Below are 20,674 nucleotides of genomic sequence, written 5' to 3' on the forward strand. Positions count from 1 at the left end.
TCATTACATACAGATAGTTAGCTATGCGCGTATTCACTGGTCCAATGAGGTAAACGCGCATGCGCACTAATAAAATGTTAGGCGAACCTGGAGGCACGGTATGAGCTCTCTACTTGATTCGACTGGAAATGATTTCCCTGAGAAATATTCGACTGACAAAGCTTTTGAGGACTTTGTTGCAGAAGAGTGCGAGCCTATCGGAAAGGGAACCTCAAGGGAGGTGTTCTCTGTCAAAGGCAAAAACTATGTAGTAAAGAAGGCTCTTAAGGAGTCTGATACGACATGCAATTGGCGCGAAGTCACATCATACCTAAACTATGTCGAAGATAGGTATCGACTTGCGCAAATACACTCATGGAGCGAATCGGGAATGTATTTGGTAATGGAGAAGATTGAGGTGGATTCGGTGGCAACCTCCAGTTTCGATTATCCAGCATGGGTCACAGACAGAAAACCGACAAACATTGGAAGGGCATACGACAAAACTATTAAGTTGTGTGACTACGCTTCGATCAAATCACCAGATTTGGTATATAAATCAGAGTTCGCTTAATGATTCACTATAGGCGCGATCGCTCTGACGAACGGCGGTATGAGTTAATACGTTAGGTGATAAAATTTTTACAGAAGGTTGGAAACGTATTAAAGGCAAAGGAGGGTGGGATATAGAATAGTAGAAATTCATGTCAAATAAGCTTTACCCGAATCTCGATTTTGAACGTAATCTAAATTAATAATAACAGTTAATAGAATCAATAATGTTAAAATAAATTTTCTAAAAAAACCTGTATCTAGCAGGTTAATCTTATTTTCTTTTACGCTCTTTCTACTCATATAATCATCCTTAGAAATATAAAAATTATTACATCTTATTTCGCGGGTTTTATGATTACATTCGTATCGAGAAATCTCCTGTCTTAAATATATATAATAAGGAGTCCCCTCCTGGGGCAGTGACTCTATTACTAGTTGAGCCTCGGGATTCGAGTAAAGCTTACTCGACTAATGCAGGATTATGCCATTATTTAGTTTTTGGGTCAATATAAATATTGCATATCTAGGGTTTGGATGGTAATAGGTATTGAAATACGCCTAACAAACGGCTGCAGCGCGAAGCCCAACACTCCAGTTGCCTTGTGTTGATTCGCTGCGCTCCCAACTTAACACAAGGCAACTTCCGCATTGGGCTCGGCTGAGCCGGGCGTTAGGCATATAAGGGGAGAGGTTTGAAATACGAGAATCTGTCAGATATCGCATCAGCTCTCATGGACCTAAAGCATGAGTTAATAGTCATAAACCTTGTTGTGGTTTGCTTGGCTATTGTTGGTGTTTACTTTCATGCAAGAATAAGGAAATCAGCAGAGCTGAGGGAAATCAATAACAATTTTACAGAAGTGCTTAAGCAGCAGAAGGAATTAACGTCTGTTACAGGAAAGATAAAACAATCACTAGAGCATGAATCTATAAGCTATCAAATTCGCCTTAACGCTTATCACGAAAAGAGTATTGAGGCTATTAACGACATATATGTTTCCATCATTAAATTACGAGACGAAGCTAAAACCGTGACCTTCAGTCAGGAGGATGTGATTGTTCAACAGTTTATTTCGTCAGTAACTGAGTTTAGAAACACCTTCGATACTAGAAAAATATGGATTCCAAAAGATCTATCAGCTCACATAGAAAGTGTTGCCAAAGACATTGACAAGCGAACACATAAATTTATCTATGCATGCAAGCGCATCAACAACCTTCAAGGCCTGTCTGAAAAACGAATAGATGCGCTTTTTGAAATTCAGGATGGGTTTTACGATTATGTAAATGAAGAAATGGGGCTGGTGTTTGATAAGCTGGTTGAAAAGGTGGCTGAACATGTTGGCATGTAAATGCCTAACACGGCGCTTCAGGTCGACCCACTGCCGCGCTGCTCCTATCGTCGCTATGCGGCAGTGGTCGCCTGAGCTGGGGCGTTATCCCATAGAAATTTTTATCCGAAACTGACAGGTTAGAGTAAAGGTTTTAACTCGAAAATGTCTAAAAATAAGTCAGCTTGTACGAGTTACACAATTAACGCTAAATCGAAGAGACGATAGATACCCAGTGTAGATACGCTGGTGAGCTTCCGTGACAAGGATGTCACGGCAGAGCCTACAGGGAACGTACTTGCGGCGTCTCACAAGCGTATCTGCACATGAGCACACCGCAGGTGATAAGTACACCATGAAGCCATGGTTCGAAATCCCCATCTCAAATGGCAAAGTTCGTTGAAATTTACCAATTGAAAACAGCTAAAAAACCTACCATCAGTAACGTGAAATCGAAGATACGGGGGGCACAAAAGGCCGTTTACTCACATCCATGTGATCACGACATTGCTGCATCCATGTCATTGCGGCATTTGTGAATCCATTCACATCAGATGTCACGGCATAGTCTACAGGGAACTTACTTGCGGTGTCTCACAAGCGTATCTGCACATGAGCCCTGTGCAGGTGATAAGTACACCATGACGTCATGGCTCAACATTCCCAGCTGTATTCGCCCTACCGGGTTAAGAAAACGTATGAAGCTGGATGTGACTGGCAGCCGCCAGCGTTAACCTTAGTATGGTCATTTTGCGTAAGGTAATTTTGCCTTGCTGGGCGTTTTAGTATAGATTCCTCCCTCGTTAATCTATTGGTATGTAAGAAAAAATGAATAAAGATGCCGTTGTCGCGGGTCAGGCGATCTACTCCAAGAGTGTGCTCGCCATCTATGATCTCTGGGTGCTGGGATTTTCCAATCACTATCTGTGGAAGTGTCCTACCAGGCTGATCGCCGAGCAGTTTGCCGCCCTGACCTCGGCCAATCACCTGGATGTCGGCGTCGGCACCGGCTACTACCTCAAGCATCATCTGCCCGCGCATACCCGGCGCATCGCCTTGATGGATCTTAATGAGAACAGCCTGGCATCAGCCTCGGCCGTGGTGCGTCATCTTTCCCCTGAGATCTATTGCCGCAACGTTCTGGCGCCGCTTGAGCTAACATGCGATGGCTTCGATTCGGTCAGCGTTAACTATCTGCTGCACTGCCTGCCGGGCACCATGACAGAGAAATGCGAGCTCTTCTCTCATCTCGAATCTGTGATGAAGCCGGGCGCCGTGCTGTTTGGCAGCACAATTCTAGGCACTGGCATCACGCCCAATGCCTTCGCGGCCAGGCTGATGGCTGTCTACAACAAGAAGGGGATCTTCTGTAATCAGGCCGACGATATCGATTCCCTGACCCAGGCGCTAAACGCCAGGTTCGATCGGGTCAACATCAGGCAGGTGGGCTGCGTCGCCCTGTTTAGCGTCGTGAAGCGCTAGAGGTCGTTTCTTTCTAAACCCGCCTCAGCCTTCACTGCGGCTCTGGCGGTATCTGGGGAGGTCGTCGGCAATCTTGAGCCAGTCTGGCTGATTGCCCGTGTAGATGTGATATCTGGGGGCGACGGCGTTGGGATCGTCCAGGCTGGCGATGCTCAGGGTGTAGTAATCTGGGTAGTCGGTACTGCGATAGCTGATGCTGGTGCCGCACTGCTGGCAAAAGCCGCGACGTATGGTGTCTGAGGAGACGTATTCCTTGGGCGCCCCCTGTAACCATGTGACCTGGTCGGCCTTAAAGTCCATCCAGCAGGCGGCCATGGCGCCGGTACTCTTTTGGCACTGGCTGCAGTGGCAGTAATCGCTATCAAACGGCTGCGCCGACACCTTGTAACGCAGCGCGCCGCACAGGCAACCGCCTTGTAAATACTGATCGTTCTGTGTCGTCATGTCCGGCTCCTTGTTCGCTAAAGGCTCCCTGTTCGCTAAAGGCCCCTTGCTGTTTAAGGGCTACTGTCGGTAAATCGTCCCGATAAGTCAATGCCGTGATCATCCTATCGCAACTAAATGCTTAAGTGGGGATATGAAAAAGCCTGTCGGATGACAGGCTTTTAGGCGTTCGTCGTTAAGTGCTAGCTCGACTAATTAGTGGCCAGTTTAGGTGTGCCCTGGCTAGGACGACGACGTCTGCGGCGGCGAGCGGGGGCATTGCCGTCCCTGTGCTCTTGCTTGCCTTGGTTTTGCGCTTGGTGACCTTCGCTAGCAGGCTTGCTCGTACCAGTACTTGCGCCTGTTCGGCGACGGCCCTGACCCTCTTTGTTGCCCTGAGCTTGATCGCCGCGGCGAGGCTGTCCAGCCTTGTCTGAACCCTGGTCGTTGCTTGAGCGATTGCTGCTGCGTTGGCTGTTGCTTTTAGGCTTAGGGTTACGTGGTCCCTTGTGCTGGCCGTGGCGCTTAGGCGTCAGGTTGGTCTCGGGCAGGGTGTGTGTAGGCTCGAAGCCCTCTACTTCAGCACGCGGTAGCAGCTTGCCGATCAGGCGCTCGATATCCGCCAGCAGTTTGGCCTCTTCGTCGCTCACCAGGGAGACAGCTTTGCCGTCGGCGCCGGCGCGGCCGGTACGACCGATGCGATGCACATAATCCTCGGGCACGTTAGGCAGGTCGAAGTTGACCACTTGAGGGAGCTGATCGATATCCAGGCCACGGGCGGCGATGTCGGTGGCTACGAGCACGCGCACGTCGCCCGACTTGAAGTTAGCCAGCGCCTTGGTGCGGGCACCCTGGCTCTTGTTACCGTGGATAGCTGCGGCGGTGATCCCTTTGGCCTCGAGATGCTTAGCCAGACGGTTGGCGCCATGCTTGGTACGGCTAAATACCAGCACCTGTTGCCAGTCACCTTGCTGGATAAGCTTGACCAAGGCTGCGGATTTCTTGTTTTTGTCTACCGGGCAGATCAGCTGCTGTACCGTGTTGGCTGTGCTGTTTCGCGGGGTGACCGAGATCTCCACCGGATTGTTCACCAGTCCCTTGGCCAGGGTGCGGATCTCATCGGAGAAGGTGGCGGAAAACATCAGGTTCTGACGCTTGGGCGGTAAGATGGCGAGGATCTTCTTGATGTCGTGAATAAAGCCCATGTCCAGCATGCGGTCGGCCTCATCCAGCACCAGAGTCTCCAGCTGAGAGAAGCTCACGGCATCTTGCTGATAGAGATCCAACAGGCGGCCCGGTGTGGCTACCAGGATATCGACACCGCGTTTAAGCTGACTGATCTGTGGGCTGATGCCGACACCACCGAACACCACTGCGCTGCGAAGCGGCAGATGCTGACCATAGGTGGTGACGCTTTCTGCGATCTGGGCCGCCAGTTCGCGGGTTGGCGTCAAGACCAGGGCACGCACCTGTTTGCTGCGGGCGCGTGGGCCCTTGCTCAGTAGTTCCAGTAGTGGCAGGGTAAAACCGGCTGTCTTGCCTGTCCCTGTCTGCGCCGCCGCCATCACATCTTTACCCGACAATACTGCTGGGATAGCCTGGGCCTGAATAGGCGAGGGGGTTTGATAACCTTTGTCGGCTACAGCTTTGAGAATGGGGGGGGATAACCCCAGGGAGGTAAAACTCATAGATGGATCTCTTGGGCGACGGGCCGGATAATTGGGAGCCAGCGTGCTGGCGGGCGTGCAGCTTACATTAAGCGATAGCAAAGTGCTATCGAATTCGCCAGTTTTGCCTGGTTGAAGGGAGCAACTTTTTCGTATTTTGTGCGCGCTAATGATTGAGTTTTATCCAGAGGAGACTACAATAGCCGCCTTTCTGACGACAGTGGTATATTAGACCGCTGTTTCCCTCAATGAGCGCCACGTTTGCACTCGAAGATCGAATTAGGAAATTAACATGACACAAAACAAGAAATACGGTCTTCGCGTGAGCGAAGCCGAAGGTAGCTGGACTGCCGAAGTCACCCGTCGTATGACGGCGCGCAAGACAGTGGTAACTAAGGCGCAAACTGGTTTTGCCAGCGAAGCCGAGGCCACCGCCTGGGGCGAAGAGACCCTCAAGGGCATAGTCGATAACCTGATGCTGCGTAACGAGCGCCGTGCCAAGCAGCGCATCGAGCGTAACGAGGCCGCTGCCGCCAAAGAAGCCGCCGCCGAGAAATGGCGCGCCGAGCGTGATGCCGCCGGCGACAGCGATCTGGATGACGACTTCTTCGATGAAGACGACGAGTAGTCGGACGAAGACGAGTCGTCGCCAGTTAAGATAAAAAAAGCCCAGCAGATGCTGGGCTTTTTGCGTTTGTGGATATGAGATTAGCTGATATAGCTTTGACCTGCGTAGATCACGAAGTGTCTCAGGGCCAGCACGCCGGTGAGGCTGCAGCAGGCCACGGCGATCATCACGCCCTTGCTGTGACGTGTCTGCGACGGCATCAACATGGTGAGCAGCGGGATGGCAAAGCCGATACCGACCACACCGACCCAGAACACGCTGGCCCAGACACCTGTGGTGAGTGACGCCAGCGCCGCCGCGGCCGCACCGCCCTTGAAGTAGAGGGCGCAGAACAGCATGAAGAGGAACATGATCTCGCTCAGCATCACGGGCAGTTCCAGGCCATGCATCTTGCTCAGGTTGGCATCATGGCTGTGGGTGTTAAACATCAGCAACGCGCCGATAGCATTAGCCGCCGCGCCGGCTGACAGGCCAGACACCAGGAAGAGCGCCGGCAGCACAGCCGTGTTCAGCAATGGGTAAGCGTTCATCGCCGAGATGAGGAAGCCGGTATAGGCGCCCACACCTATGGCCAGCACAAACAGTACTACCTCTATCGCTTTGCGCATCGGCATGATGGCGTTTGCCACAGGTACCAGGAAGCCCAGCTTCCACTTGGCCAGCTCGTCTCGTAGCACGATCAGCGAGTAGGCGATGCCGATCGGCGAGTAGAGCAGCAGCGCCAGAACCCCGATAGACATGACAGAGCTGAAGTTGTAGTTGACCAAGATCAGCCAGAACTCAAACGGCTTGGTCAAGTCAAACACCAGACAGGCCAGGCCTAAGGTGATGGCTAGCGGACTGATGATGGCTGCGGCCTTTAAAATCGCGCTCTCTATCGCCTTCTCCTTGCTGTACCAGCGCAGGCCGATACCGATCAGGATAGAGCCCGCCGAGAGGCCCGCCATAAACAGGTAGACTGCGATAACCCAGTTCCAGGTGACTGGATCATATTGCGCCATATCGCCCCAGGTATTGTTCATGACTGTATCCCCCCACGTTTCGTTGGAATGCGATAGACCCTAGGCTTGGTCCCCAGATGGGTCTTCTCTTGATAGGTCGCTTTGGTGTTGATGAGTTTGGCTACCTCGCTGCTCGGGTCATTGGCATCGCCAAAGGTCAGTGCATCTGTGGGACACACGGTCACACAGGCGGGCAGTTCGCCGCGGGCCAGGCGGGTGTCCTTACAGAAGTTACACTTGTCGGCCGCCTTGGTTTCAGGGTTGATGAAACGCACCTTGTAGGGGCAGGCCGCCACGCAATACATGCAGCCGACACACTTATCTTCCTTGATGGAGACCAGGCCATCGTCGCCCACATAGGCCGCGCCAGTCGGACAGACTGTGACGCAGGGGGCGTTCTCACACTGCTGGCAGGAGACGCGGTTATATTTAAAGTGCAGGTGCGGCGCATCGCCGAAGGGGCCTTCTACGCGCACTTGCAAGCGGGTGACTCCCTCGGGGACGCCGTTTTCGCTGCGACAGGCGACGCTACAGGCCTGACAGCCGATGCAGCGATTCTCGTCGTGCACCATTACATATCTTTTACTCATACTGGACTCCTATTAGATCTTGGCTAGCGTGATGCCAGTAGTGTGGATATTCATGCCGCACACGGCCGCGGTTTTGTTGGGTAGCAGGTTACCGCAGTGAATCCCCTTACCGGTCGCTCGGGCGAGCTCTTTGTTTTTAGAGCCAAAGCCCATGTAGGCGAACACGGTATCCTGACGAATACCCGGGGTGACCAGGGCCGTACCCTCTTCGCTGCCGACGCTGCTGGTAAGGCGGATTCGATCGCCGCTGGAAATGCCTAAGCGTCCTGCGGTGATAGGGTGGATCCACACGCCGTTGTCAGACATTAGGTTGGCCAGCATGGGCACGTTGTGGGTGGCACCATTGGTGTGCACCGCCACCTTGCCTTGGATGAAGTAGAGCTCGTTGTCCTGTTTGAGTTTGACCTCGCGGTACTTGATCACCCCGCGTCCGGCAGCCATCTTCTCGACCTTGTCTGAGCTGAGTTCAATCTTGCCGCTCGGGGTCTTGAAGCTCATGGCGCTGGCATAGGTGCCGTCATCATCTGTGGGCTTGGCATTGGGGTATTGCTTCACAAATGCGGCTACCATAGACGGTTCGCGCAGCATCAGCGGCTTGCCGTAGCTGACATAACCCTTCTGCTTGATCTCGTTGAAGCGGGCCATGTCGCGATCGACTTGCAGCAGTTGCAGGCTCTCCATGTTCTCCCAAGGGAAGTATTGCCCCAGGCCCATCTCGTGGCCTAATTCTTTAAAGATCTGCCAGCTTGGCTTAGTGTCGCCTATGGTTTCGACCACACGTTGGCGCACATAGTAGGCCGGGCTCTTGCCTGACTTGTCGGCGATCTCTTCGTCCCGCTCCAGATAGGTGGATTCGGGCAAGATGATGTCGGCGTAGGCGGCGGTCTCGCTGATGTAGACGTCGCAGCTGACCACAAAATCCAGCTTCTTCAGGGTCTCGACCACCAGGGCCCTGTCTGTCATGGTCTGCATCGGGTTGGTGCGGCTCATCACCCAGGCCCTGAGCTGATAGGGCTGGGCCTTGAGGGTGGCATCGAGGATGGTCTGATAGATACCGCCCGATGACCACATCATGGCGTACTGCTCATCCACCTGATCGATACGTTTGGCCGCAGGCTTAGGCATGCCCTCGACACCGGGTTTCCCCAGGCCGGGTGCGACCTTGTCGCCGGCAAACTTGTTATAGGTCTTAGCCTTCTTACCCAGGTAGAGGCCGCCCTTACGCTCAATGTTGCCGATTAACACGTTGGCGGCAAACAGGGCGCGGCGCATCTCGAACTCTTCTGGGGTGAAGGTGGCGCGGTGACCGAAGTCCACCACGGCGTGAGGCGCCTTGGCGGCAAATTCGTGGGCGATGCGGCGGATGTCCTTGGCGGGCACGTCGCTTATCCCCTCGGCCCACTCTGGAGTATAGGCTTTGACCTCCTTGGCGAAGGCATCGAAACCTTCGACATGGCGCTCAATGAAGGCCTGGTCGTAGAGGTTGTCGTAGATCAGCACATGACACAGGGCCAGGGCGACGGTGACATCTGTCCCCGGACGTATGGCAAACCATTCGTCGGCCTTGTCGGCCACAATTGAGAAGCGTGGCTCGAATACCACCAGCTTGGCGCCCTTGCTCATCTGCGCCTTCATCAGGCCGCGGGTCTCGGACATGTTGATCCCTTCATAGAGATTGTGACCGAAGTTGATGATGTACTTGGAGTTACTTAAGTCGCGTTTCACCTTAGTGCCAAACATCGCCTTGGCGGCGATCACATAGCCACCGGGGCAGGTGGAGGCGTGGGTGAAGGTGTTGGGTGAGCCGAAGGCCTTGCCCAGGTGGAACAGGTGTCCCGACAATGAGCCGGACTTGGAGGAGAAGGCCACGGCCTCTGGGCCATGTTGCTGCTTGATGTCGTTAAGCTTGTGGGCGATCGTCTTATAGGCCTCTTGCCAGCTGATCTCTTCCCACTTGCCTTCGCCGCGCTCGCCCACCCGGCGCAGTGGCTTAACGATACGCTGTGGATCGTACAGCAGGCTGTGACCTGCGCCGCCACGGGCGCACACCTTGCCGCCGAAGGATTTAGCGGCGCTATTGCCCTGGATAAACACATTCTTGCCATCGACGACCCGCGCCGAGATAGGGCAACGTGTCGAGCACATCTCACAGATGCTGGCGACTTCCTTGCCCATACCCTGTAGGGGTTTCTGTTCCAGCGCTGCCAGCGAACCGGGTAATAATGTTGCCAGCGCACAGCTTGCACCCCCTGCACCGGCACCCTTAATAAACGTTCGTCTATCAAGCTCTATCATGGTTTCCTCCTTCATCTGCAAGGGCAGATGAAATCACACACTGTTATTGGTTTTTGTTCCCTCCCGCAGGAGGTCTGAGTCCATTGTTATCCCGCACAAAATTAAGGGGTATTGTGGTAAACCACATAGGCGGGGGGCGCGTGATCTGGCGCAGCGATTTTTAGCCAGAATGTGAAAAAAGTGTGACCTTTATTCACACCGGGCTTTGGGAATCGGGCCTAATAAGAAAGGCTTATGACTGGTGCTGAGGACTGGGGCTAAGGAAAGAGGGGGAATAGAAAACTAGGTTGCTACTTATCAGTCTCAGATCTGGCTGTACTTGGCTAATTCGGCCAGGTTGTGCACCTTGAGCTTCTTCATCACGTTGGATCTGTGTACCTCTATGGTACGCAGCGACAAGAACAGCGCCTCGGAGAGCTGCTTGTTGGTCTTGCCCTGGATCAGCAGCTCAAGCACCTGATGCTCGCGATCGCTCAGGGTGGCCAGGTTGTGACTCAGCTGCAGTGCCTCGAAGGCCTTTTGGCTGTGGAGCATGCTCTTGTCGATGGCGGCCGCCAGGGCCTGACCCGATACCGGCTTCTGAAAGAAGTCGCAGGCGCCCTGACGAAAGGCATTGACCGCCATGGGCAGGTCGCCATGGCCGGTGAGGAAGATGATCCCCAGAGGGCTCTGCTTAGCTAACAATTCTTGCTGCAGCGCCTGACCGCTGATGGCCGGCATGCGGCTGTCGAGGATGACGCAGCCTGGCTGACTCAGATCTACCTCTTCCAGGAAGCGCAGGCCAGAGACGAAGGTGGTCATCTCATAGCCGAACTGGCGCAGCATGAAGCTGAGGGAGTCGAGGACGGCTTCGTCATCGTCCACCAGATAGAGGGGCATAGGTTGCGGTGTGGCTTGCGGCATAGCTTTAGTGGGTCGTTAGCCTTGGGTTACACCTAGCCTAGCGCCTCTATTTGAGGCTGGCAAAAGGGGCATTTGGGCCTTTGAGACAGATCACTAAATGATAATTTTCTGATGGAGACACAAGGGGATGTTTGCACCGCCTCACATCAAATCGCCGCTTTCTTGCCTAGAGTAGTAGGCTTAACTCAGTGATTGGGCGAGCGATGAAAGGGCGATTGGGATTTGCACTCATAAGGTGTTGGAAGGGGGGCTTAGAGCGGCTCAAGGGCGCGCTGATCTGCCTCTTATTGCCTTTCTGTCTGCTGCAGGTCGGCAACGTCTTGGCTAGTGAGAGCGCCAATGAGATAGGCGATGCGATGGTCGATGCCTCGATTAGCGACAAGGCGAACCTGGTGCACCTCAGGGTCGGGGTGCTGGCCAATCACGGAGTGCAGAAGGGAATAGAGCGCTGGCAGCCCATGATGGACTATCTGTCGCAGGAGGTGCCTGGCACACATTTCGAGGTGGTGCCGGTGGATTTCGACGAGATGAGCCGGCAGCTGCTGGAGCATGAGCTGCAGTTTATCGTCACCAACCCGGGGCAATACTTTAACCTCAGCAGCAACTTTCCCCTCTCTTGGTTGGCGACCATGAAGAGCCATATGCATGGCGGCGCCACCTTTGCCATCGGCTCCACCATCATAGTGCGCGCCGACAGCCAGATCTACACCCTTAAGGATCTCGAAGGCAAACACCTGGTGGCCAGCGATCCCCAGGCCTTGGGGGGCTATCAGGCCGCCATCGGCCTGCTACATAAGATGGGTTACAACCCGGAGAACTATTTCGGCTCGCTGCGCTTCCTGGGCTTTCCCCTGGAGCCTATCGTCTATCAGGTGCGTGACGGCACGGTCGATGCGGCCATCACCCCCTTTTGTACCCTGGAGGAGATGATTCAGGACGGTCTGGTGAAGAAGGAGGATTTCAGGGTGATCCACCCCACCATGCCGGCGGGCTACGAGTGTCTGGTGAGTACTCAGCTCTACCCCAACTGGTCCTTTGCCGCCGCCGATACCGTGCCGCCGGCCATCACCCAGAAGATCACCCAGGCCCTCTATGCTCTGGGGCCAGATCATCCCGCCGCCATTCAGGCCAAGACCCTGGGCTGGACGGCGCCCATCAGTCAGCTCAAGGTGATCAAGCTGTTTAAGGAGCTGCAACTCAAGGCGCCACCGCCGCCGCTGCACTACACGGTATTGAAGTGGATGGAGAAGAACAAGGAGTGGGGCCTGGCGCTGCTGTTGCTGTTTCTGGTGTCCACCGTCTATCACCTCTGGCTGGAGTATAAGTTCAGGCAGAAGAGCGACTTTCTGATCGACACAGAGCGTCAGCTCAAGGATAAGGCGCTGCAGGTGGAGCGGATGAAGAGTGCGGCTATTCTCGGCGAGATAGGTTCGGGCCTGGCCCATGAGCTGAATCAGCCCATCGCCGCCATTACCCAATACAGCGAGGGGGGCATGATGCAGCTCAACAGCCGCGGCGATGCCGACTCAGATCTGTATGAGCTGCTGGCCAAGATCAATGCCCAGTCTGCCCGGGCCGGCGCCGTGGTGCACCGCATTCGTGGCCTGCTCAAGCGGCGCAAGTCCCAATTTGAAGCCCTGTCTCTGGATGAGGTGGTCACCAACACACTGGCGCTGTTTCGCCGCGAGTTTCAGCAGCAGGGGATAGTGCTCACCCAGGAGGTGCGGGGCGAGCCCTACAGCCTGTTTGGCGACGCAGTCGGCCTGAGTCAGGTGCTGGTGAATCTTATCAAGAACAGCCTGGATGCCATGGCCGAGATGAAACCCGACAGGGAGAAGCGACTGCTGCTGACCCTGGAATATGGCGCCCAGCAGGCGACCCTTAAGCTGGTGGACAATGGCCCCGGCCTCAAGGGCAAGGCCCAGGATCTTATGGCATCCTTCTACTCCACCAAGGACGACGGCCTGGGACTCGGCCTCGCCATCTGCTGCGACGTGATGCGTCAGCACAAGGGACAGTTCACCATAGATAACTGCGCCAATCATGCCGACCTTCCCTGGCGGGAGGGATGCGTGGTGAGTTTGAGTTTGCCAAGAAACTCGGGGACTTGTGAGAGGGGGAAGTTAGCCGGTTTGGGCTAATCGGCAAATTAGCCTTTTTGCTGGCTGCATCGGGATTTAGCTACTTTGTTGTAGCGTTAACCTCAGCTGTCATCAATAGCCTGCGGCTCGCTTATGTGCAGATACGCTTGTGACACGCTGTGCGCCATCCCTGGCCGCTCTACGGTTTCATCCCTGAAACCGAAGGTCACAGTCGTATCTGCACTGGGTATCTAACGTCTCTTCGATTTGACGGTATTTGGCGCGAGTAGCGAATCTAAAGGCTGGGTTATTTTGGCCTCATTGCGCGTTTTTCCAGATGGTATATTTAGTAAAATACTGATAAGTTCATTACATACAGATAGTTAACTGTGCGCGTTTCACTCTTCCAATGAGGTAAACGCGCATGTGCACTAATAAAATGTTATGTGAATTGAAGTTTCAAGCCAGAATGGACTAATTACTATGGCACAAAAAGAAAATAAAGATTGCTTTATCATAATGCCTATCAGTGATGCTGATGGTTATGATAAAGGTCATTTTGAACGAGTTTACGAAGATATTATCAAGCCTGCAGTATCAACTACAGAATTCACCCCTCGGCGTGCGGATGAGGTAAAAGAAACAAACTTCATTCATCTAGATATACTTAAGAAATTGATTGATGCGCCAATCGCAATTTGTGATCTAAGCTCTCGTAATCCCAATGTTTTATTTGAACTTGGCATACGACAAGCATTCGATAAGCCTGTCGTCCTGATTCAGGAGAAAGGAACCCCAAAAATCTTTGATATTGGCCCTTTACGATATTTAGAGTATGACAAAGGAATGAAATATCACGATGTATTAAGGACTCAGAAAGAGTTAACTGAGGCAATTGTTGCCACGAAAGCAGCAGAAGGCCAACAAGGAAATGTAAATTCTATTGTTCGCCTAATGGCCTTGAGTAATCCTGCGAGCATTCCGACTTTAGAGGGTGACAATAAAGAAGCTTTCGCAATCGACGTTTTACAAACTCAGTTAAATGACATGCGGAAGATGATGGAAATATCACTGATGGAGAACAGAAGAGGTGTATCGAAAGGAGGCATTTCTTCAATTGAGTATGAAAGAATATCCAACAAGTTAGACAAGTTGCTTAGTACAAGAAAAAATACGCCAAGAGAGGTTCTGGAAAAAGAATTTCACAGGCTAATGATGGAAACCGAAGAACTTTCTATGCATTGCGATGAAAAGACAGATCACCGTATGTTTCGCTATCTAATGGAGCGAATTCACCGAGCAATGATGAACGAGTTTGATGAGGAGTAATATTCACATAACAAAAAAATTCAGCTGACGCTAAAAAGCGCGGCTGATTTAAGCGTTAACCCATAGAAATTTTTATCTGAAACAGACGCGTTAGAGTTAAGGCTTTAACTCGGAAATGTCCAAAAATGTTCTAGAGCTAGGTTGTCCAATAACGTCAAATCGAAGAGACATTGGATACCGAGTGTAAACACGTTTTCGGCCTTCGAAATCAGGGCTGAAAATGTTCCCGACATTTTTCTGCATTCCCTACATCCATGTAGGTCAGATTATTTCGTAGAGCCCACATGGACGTGCTTGTGGTGGGCCAAAAACGTGTTTGCACATGAGGTCACTCCATCACATCCATGTGATCGTGACATTGGTACATCCATTTACCGCACCCGCCGGGAAGGCGATAGATAGCCATGAAGGTACGACCTTCAGTCTCTCGAATTAATTCAAATTCAGATTAAAGCTAAGTCCATAGCTAAACCCATAGTAGTAGCCGTCTGCCTATCTATCTTTGTTTGTATTTTAAACAATTATGTTCGCTGGACAGAGTTGTATCCCCTGAAATGTTGGGATAATGTTATGGGTCTTAGCGTCGAGTCGAAGTATGTTGTGTCCGGCGAATAGAGATTTATTTGGTTCATTATCACAATAATTCAAGGATGCGACATGAAAAAGACTCTGCTCGCTATGGCTGTACTCTGTGCTGGCCAAGCCTATGGGATGGATTTCATTTACGATGTAAATGGCAAGTTTGATCAACAAAAAGTAGCCGCCGATATCGCCGCTAAAGGTGGTGTGCTTAAGAGCTGTATTGCGCAAATTGGCGTATGTCAGGTTGCCTTTTCCTCCGTGGACAGTGCGGCGGCGACAGGCCTGGCCCTGGTTCCAGATGCCACAGCCTTCGTGCCTAAGGTGGCAGAGGCGATGGCTGACACAGAACAGTTATCTGTGAGTATGGACGCTATTTATAGTAATCCTCCGGCGAGCGGAGATGATGATCGCTTCTTTGACTTGCAATGGGGGCATGTTGCGGTTGGTGCCGTGGATGCCTGGAATGCGGGCTATCGAGGCCAAGGCGCTCGCGTTGCCGTACTAGATAGTGGTGCCGATGGGGCTCATCCAGATTTAGCGCCCAATATTAATGTCTCGCTTAGCCGCTCATTTGTAGAGGATGAAGCATGGGATTATGCCGGTGCTTCCGTTGGCAATCATGGTTCTCACACCGCAGGTACCATTGCTGCCGCTGACAACGGTTTTGGTACTATTGGGGTCGCCCCAGAGGCTGAGCTGGTTATCCTTAAAGTCTTATCTGCCGATACCGGAAGCGGTAGCTCCTACGGCACCATGCAGGCCATGGTCTACGCCGCCGACAATGACGTGGATATCATCAACATGAGTTTAGGCCTGGCAGTACGCCGTAATGGTTATTTCGACCTGAATGACACGCCTTATGATACCTCCGATGATGTTCGCTTCGAGGTAGGGGGGAAAGACGGTATTGCCCAGTTTATTGCTACTTATTCTAAGGCGGCAACCTATGCGAGGCAGCATGGCGTGACCCTGTTTGCTTCTGCGGGTAATGAAGCAACTGATTTAGACAAGACAGACAGCCTGATGCATCTGCCTTCAGGTTTACCTGCGGTGAATGCTGTATCGGCCTTGGGGCCTCAACTGTGGGGAGCTAATCCTGGTGCCGATTTAGATAAGTTGGCCATCTATTCAAATTATGGTCAATCTGAGATCCACTTTGGTGCGCCAGGTGGCGATTACAGCAGCCTGTTTATTCCTGGTGGTGATTCATCTTGTACTGTGGCTGGTATTACCCGCGACTGTTATGTATTTGACTTTGTGTTTTCAACGGGTAACGGTGGCTGGTATTGGTCTGTGGGAACCTCTATGGCCTCTCCTCATGCCGCAGGCGTCGCAGCATTGATTGTCAGTGCCAATGGTGGTCATATGGACCCACCTAATCTGGAAGCGGAAATGCGTCGATTGGCGCAGGACTTGGGTAAACCTGGCCGCGATGATGTCTATGGTCACGGTAAGGCATACGCCCCAGCTAATTGATAATGCCATTACTCGGTTTATGAGTAAGCAGATAATCAGCCACAACCTTTGTTGTGGCTGATTTTTTATGTGTAAGGATCAATTCTCAACAAGTCACCGCCAAATTTACCTCGAATAAAGTGAGTTTTTAAAAGCGACAGAGAATAAGGCTGTTCAGCCAAAGACCTGTTTTGCCTCTGAGGTCGCGCTATCAACCCCATATACAGCATCTGCGGTAGGCTATTAACTGATATAGGTGGGGTGCTAACTCCTTATAAGCATTGGATAAGGTCAAATCGAAGAGGCGTTGGATACCGAGTGTAGATACGCCGGTGAGCTTCCGAAACAGGGATGTTTCGGCAGAGCCTAAAGGGATTTATTCACGGCGTCTCACAGGCGTATCTGCACAACCCCCGCCGGGTAGGCGTTAGATAGCCTTAAAGGTGCGCTCATCAGTTAACTATCCAATATCAATACGGCTTAGTTGCTTCATGGCGTTACGTGAAAATGGGTCAAGGTCCGCCTTCTGGGACAGGCAATAACTTGCCAACAAATTCCATCTCCAAGACCAAACTCGATAAAAACTGAGTTCCCGGTTTTTTTGATCTAGCTCAATTTTTGTGAGCCTACTAACAATTCCCCATCCGCTGGTTTATTCCTGTGCGCGAGCCTGCGATACTCTTGCCATCGAACTTAGTGTCCCTGCCTGATAACGCGCGGAGCTCAATGGATAAGACCCTCGAAAAAGTCCTCGGCCGCTGGCTTAAGCAGCAAAAATCGGCCTGTGGCGCCTACCTCAATCTGACCGTGTTGTTTGGTGTGCTTACCGGCTTCGCCTTGGTGGCCCAGGCCTATCTGCTGGCGACCATGCTTCATGGCCTGATCATCGAAAACCTGCCTCGTGAGGCCTTTACCAACGAATTCATCGCCCTGATTGGTGTGATAGTGCTGCGGGCGGCGCTGGCCTATGGCCGTGAGCGCATCAGTTTCAAGGCGGGCATGTTGCTGCGCAGTCAAATTCGTGAGAGTGTGCTCAATAAGTTGGTGGAGCTGGGGCCTGTGTTTATCAAGGGGCGTCCGGCGGGGAGCTGGGCCAGCATAGTGCTGGAGCAGGTGGAAGACCTTCACGATTTCTACGCTAAATACCTGCCGCAGATGATGCTGGCGGGCTTTATTCCCCTGAGCATATTGGCCGTGGTGTTTCCCATCAACTGGGCGGCGGGGATCATTCTGCTGGCCACCGCGCCGCTGATCCCTCTGTTTATGATCTTGGTGGGCATGGGCGCCGCCGATGCTAACCGCAAAAACTTCGGCGCCCTGTCGCGTCTGAGCGGCCACTTCATGGATAGGCTGAGGGGGCTTGGCACCCTGCGTCTGTTCCACGCGGGTGAGCGGGAGCAGCAGGCGATCGAGAGCGCCTCGGAGGAGTTTCGCAGCCGTACCATGGCGGTGCTGCGCATGGCGTTTCTTAGCTCGGCGGTGCTGGAGTTCTTCGCCGCCGTCTCTATCGCCGTGCTGGCCGTCTATTTCGGTTTTAGCTTTTTAGACCATCTCGATTTTGGCCACTACGGCGCGGGTATGACGCTGTTTATCGGCCTGTTTGTGCTGATTCTGGCACCTGAGTTTTATCAGCCCCTGCGGGATATGGGCACTCACTATCATGCCAAGGCCCAGGCCATAGGCGCGGCCGAGGCGCTGATGGAGCTGCTCAATCATAGACGGGATGAGGCTGATGATACGCCGCGCTCAGCTTTTGCCAGCGAAACGCCTTTGAGCATTAAGCTGCAAGGGGCCGAGGTGTTAAGCCCGGATGGCCAGGTGCTGCTTGGGCCGATAACGGCGGAGATCACCGGCGGCGAGCAGCTTGCCATCGTCGGGCCGAGCGGGGCGGGCAAGACCAGCCTGCTCAACATGCTACTGGGCTTCTTATCCTATCGCGGCAGTGTCCTGATAAATGGTGTGGAGCTGAACAGCTTAGACAGGGAGAGCTATCGTCATCACCTCGCCTGGCTGGGGCAGGAGCCGCAGCTGTTTCACGGCACCATTGGCGACAACGTCGCCATGGGTAAGACGATGACGGAAGAAGCCATTTATACATTGCTGGACATCGCCCGTATCGGCGATTTTGTGCGGGCACAGCCTCTTGGGCTCGCTCACCCCATAGGGGAGCAGAGCGCCGGGGTGTCCGTGGGGCAGGCGCAGCGTCTGTGTCTGGCAAGGGCCCTAGGTCAGTCGGCCAAGCTGTTTGTGCTCGATGAGCCGACCGCCAGCCTGGATAGCCACAGCGAGGCGGCGGTGATGCAGGCGCTGTTCGATGCGCGCCAGGGCGCCACCAGCTTGCTGGTTACCCATCGCTTCGATGCCCTCATCGATATGGACAGGATCTGGGTGCTGGATGGTGGCAAGCTGGTGCAGCAGGGGGATTATCACACCCTGATGGCCGAACCCGGACTGTTTAGCGACCTGTGCCATCGACAGGAGGAGGCGTAATGAAACACCTGCTGCCTTTTATCAAGCTGTTTAAGCGCCAGTGGCTGATGATGCTGGTGGGGCTGCTGCTGAGCCTGACTACCCTGATGGCGGGGATCGGCCTACTGTCACTGTCGGGCTGGTTCCTGTCGGCCACCGCGGTGGCGGGGCTGAGTGTCGTGACCGCCCAGGCCTTTAACTATTTCACCCCGGCCGGCGGGGTACGTTTCCTCTCCATCGCCCGTACCGCCAGCCGCTATGGCGAGCGTTTGGCGACCCACGAGGCCACCTTCCGCCTGCTAACCGAGCTGCGCACCTGGGCCTGGGGTAAGCTGATGCCACTGAGCGCCAAAGATCTCAGTCATCTGCGCGGCGGCGATCTGCTCAATCGCCTAGTGGCCGATATCGACACCCTGGATCATCTCTATCTGCGGCTGGTAACGCCGCTGCTGGCCTCGCTCTTGATGATCGCCGCCCTGTATGGCTTTCTTTCCTGGTTCGATAGTGAGCTGGCGCTGACCCTGTGCGGCGTGTTGCTGAGTTTATGGTTCCTGCTGCCCCTGGTTTTTTATCGTTTGGGCCACAGGCCGGGCATCGCCCAGCTGGAGAGCCGCCGCCAATACCGGGTGCTGCTGCTGGAATACCTGCAAGGTCAGGCGGAGCTGACACTGTTTGGCGCCGAAAAGCGCTTCAGGGCCGAGCTGGATAGTGCCCAGGCCAAGCTGTTTACTAGCCAGTCCACCATGACGGCAGTGACCGCCCTGAGTCAGGCGCTGCTGATCCTAAGCCATGGCCTGGCGCTGGTGCTGCTCTGTTATCTCGCCGCCGATGGGGTGGGGGATAAGGTGCCGCCTGGGCCGCTGCTGGCGCTGGTGGTGTTTATGACCCTGGCCTGTATCGAGATGTTGATGCCGCTGGCTGGCGCCTTTCAGCACCTGTCGGCCTGCGTGCAGGCGGCCGAGCGGGTGAGTGAGATCACCGAGCGTCGCCCCAGCATCGGCTATGGCGAAGAGGCTAGTCTGGCGGCGAGTCGCGGCGCCCTGTCTATCGCGGGTGTCAGCTTCGGCTATCAGCCGGGCCAGCGGGTATTGGACGATTTGAGCCTGGAGGTGGAGCCGGGCGAGAAGCTAACCCTGTTGGGCCAGACCGGCTGCGGCAAGTCGAGCCTGTTGTCGCTCATCACCCGGGAGTGGACGCCCGAGTCGGGCACTATCCTACTCGATGGCCGCCCCATCGAAGATTACAGCGAGCAGGCGCTGCGCCGCGCCATGACGGTAGTGAGTCAGCGTATCTATCTGTTTGCCGGCACCCTGCGCGACAACCTGACTCTGGCGCAGTTTGAGCAGGCGCCCTCTGGTAGCCGCGCCGAGCGCAAAGCATGGCGTGAGGCCAACGATGCCAAGCTGATTGAGGTGCTCCAGCGTGTCGGCCTAGGGACATTAACCCAAGGTGACAAGCCGCTGGATAACTGGATAGGCGAGGGCGGCAGACAGCTCTCCGGCGGTGAGCGTCGCCGTATCGGCGTGGCCAGGGCGCTGCTGCGTGACGCGCCATTATTGCTGCTGGACGAGCCAACCGAGGGGCTGGATCAACGCACCGAGCGAGAGATAATGGCGCTGTTGCTCGATTTTGCTAAGGATAAGACCATGGTGATGATAAGCCACAGACTGACGGCCATGGACAAGATGGATAGCATCCACCTGATGGAGGCGGGCAAGATCCGCATCAGCGGTACTCACCAAAGTCTGCTGGCACAGGATGCCCACTACGCCAGCCTGAACCGCGTGCTAAGTTAAGGCGTTTTCTTCGCCTTGAGTGCTTAGCTCTTAGTCCTAGTGACGGGTAATAAAAAAGCCAGTGGCAATCCACTGGCTTTTTTGTTTGTCGCTTAACGAGAGCGCTTA

At 53.8% G+C, this 20,674-nt stretch carries 15 protein-coding genes; 9 read left to right on the forward strand and 6 right to left on the reverse strand.

Going from position 1 to position 20,674, the window contains the following annotated elements; translation table 11 throughout:
* Window positions 1-100 precede the first annotated feature (100 nt).
* The 3 genes from K0J45_RS03060 (at window position 101) to K0J45_RS03070 (ending at window position 3,347) form a co-directional block, all read left to right on the forward strand.
* Window positions 101-553, forward strand: coding sequence for a protein kinase family protein (locus K0J45_RS03060; RefSeq protein ID WP_220044189.1), 453 nt, complete (start codon window positions 101-103; stop codon window positions 551-553).
* Window positions 554-1,226: 673 nt separating this feature from the next.
* A complete protein-coding gene (locus tag K0J45_RS03065) occupies window positions 1,227-1,886 on the forward strand; it encodes a hypothetical protein (protein ID WP_220044190.1) in 660 nt (219 codons plus the stop codon).
* An 807-nt stretch (window positions 1,887-2,693) separates the two neighbouring features.
* Window positions 2,694-3,347 (forward strand): methyltransferase, encoded by a 654-nt coding sequence (locus K0J45_RS03070; protein WP_220044191.1) that lies wholly within the window; start codon window positions 2,694-2,696, stop codon window positions 3,345-3,347.
* A 24-nt stretch (window positions 3,348-3,371) separates the two neighbouring features.
* Here K0J45_RS03070 and K0J45_RS03075 read toward each other — a convergent pair whose 3' ends face one another.
* Both K0J45_RS03075 and K0J45_RS03080 read right to left on the reverse strand, forming a co-directional pair.
* Window positions 3,372-3,791: a GFA family protein gene (locus K0J45_RS03075; protein ID WP_220044192.1), complete on the reverse strand. Its 420-nt coding sequence runs from the start codon at window positions 3,789-3,791 to the stop codon at window positions 3,372-3,374.
* A 191-nt stretch (window positions 3,792-3,982) separates the two neighbouring features.
* Window positions 3,983-5,458 (reverse strand): DEAD/DEAH box helicase, encoded by a 1,476-nt coding sequence (locus tag K0J45_RS03080; RefSeq protein WP_220044193.1) that lies wholly within the window; start codon window positions 5,456-5,458, stop codon window positions 3,983-3,985.
* 271 nt (window positions 5,459-5,729) lie between these two features.
* Between K0J45_RS03080 and K0J45_RS03085 the strand changes: the two genes are divergently transcribed.
* The gene (locus K0J45_RS03085) at window positions 5,730-6,065 is read left to right on the forward strand and encodes a DUF3622 domain-containing protein (RefSeq protein WP_220044194.1); all 336 of its coding nucleotides are present in this window, start codon (window positions 5,730-5,732) and stop codon (window positions 6,063-6,065) included.
* Between the two features lie 80 nt (window positions 6,066-6,145).
* On the opposite strand, the gene nrfD is transcribed toward K0J45_RS03085, so the two are convergent.
* The 4 genes from nrfD to K0J45_RS03105 form a co-directional block, all read right to left on the reverse strand.
* Entirely contained in the window at window positions 6,146-7,087 is a 942-nt protein-coding gene (nrfD, locus tag K0J45_RS03090) for an NrfD/PsrC family molybdoenzyme membrane anchor subunit (RefSeq protein ID WP_220044195.1), read from the reverse strand.
* Window positions 7,084-7,656 carry a 4Fe-4S dicluster domain-containing protein gene (locus K0J45_RS03095; protein WP_011864413.1) on the reverse strand — a complete coding sequence of 191 codons (573 nt, stop codon included), beginning with the start codon at window positions 7,654-7,656 and terminating at the stop codon, window positions 7,084-7,086. Before K0J45_RS03095 ends, nrfD begins: the two co-directional genes overlap by 4 nt.
* Window positions 7,657-7,668: 12 nt before the next feature.
* Window positions 7,669-9,951 (reverse strand): thiosulfate reductase PhsA, encoded by a 2,283-nt coding sequence (gene phsA / locus K0J45_RS03100; protein ID WP_220044196.1) that lies wholly within the window; start codon window positions 9,949-9,951, stop codon window positions 7,669-7,671.
* A 303-nt stretch (window positions 9,952-10,254) separates the two neighbouring features.
* Window positions 10,255-10,854, reverse strand: coding sequence for a response regulator transcription factor (locus K0J45_RS03105; RefSeq protein ID WP_220044197.1), 600 nt, complete (start codon window positions 10,852-10,854; stop codon window positions 10,255-10,257).
* A gap of 356 nt (window positions 10,855-11,210) precedes the next feature.
* Between K0J45_RS03105 and K0J45_RS03110 the strand changes: the two genes are divergently transcribed.
* The 5 genes from K0J45_RS03110 to cydC all read left to right on the forward strand — a co-directional run bounded on the left by K0J45_RS03110 (window position 11,211) and on the right by cydC (window position 20,566).
* A complete protein-coding gene (locus K0J45_RS03110) occupies window positions 11,211-12,995 on the forward strand; it encodes a sensor histidine kinase (RefSeq protein WP_220045205.1) in 1,785 nt (594 codons plus the stop codon).
* A gap of 423 nt (window positions 12,996-13,418) precedes the next feature.
* Window positions 13,419-14,264 carry a hypothetical protein gene (locus K0J45_RS03115; RefSeq protein ID WP_220044198.1) on the forward strand — a complete coding sequence of 282 codons (846 nt, stop codon included), beginning with the start codon at window positions 13,419-13,421 and terminating at the stop codon, window positions 14,262-14,264.
* A gap of 657 nt (window positions 14,265-14,921) precedes the next feature.
* On the forward strand, window positions 14,922-16,322 hold the full coding sequence (locus K0J45_RS03120; RefSeq protein ID WP_220044199.1) for a S8 family peptidase: 1,401 nt from the start codon (window positions 14,922-14,924) through the stop codon (window positions 16,320-16,322).
* A gap of 705 nt (window positions 16,323-17,027) precedes the next feature.
* A complete protein-coding gene (gene cydD, locus K0J45_RS03125) occupies window positions 17,028-18,791 on the forward strand; it encodes a heme ABC transporter permease/ATP-binding protein CydD (RefSeq protein ID WP_220044200.1) in 1,764 nt (587 codons plus the stop codon).
* Window positions 18,791-20,566 carry a heme ABC transporter ATP-binding protein/permease CydC gene (gene cydC / locus K0J45_RS03130; protein WP_220044201.1) on the forward strand — a complete coding sequence of 592 codons (1,776 nt, stop codon included), beginning with the start codon at window positions 18,791-18,793 and terminating at the stop codon, window positions 20,564-20,566. The genes cydD and cydC overlap by 1 nt, the downstream gene beginning before the upstream one ends.
* Window positions 20,567-20,674 lie beyond the last annotated feature (108 nt).

Origin of the sequence: Shewanella alkalitolerans, from assembly GCF_019457575.1 — a bacterium.
In the GTDB taxonomy this organism is placed as follows: Bacteria; Pseudomonadota; Gammaproteobacteria; order Enterobacterales; family Shewanellaceae; genus Shewanella; species Shewanella loihica.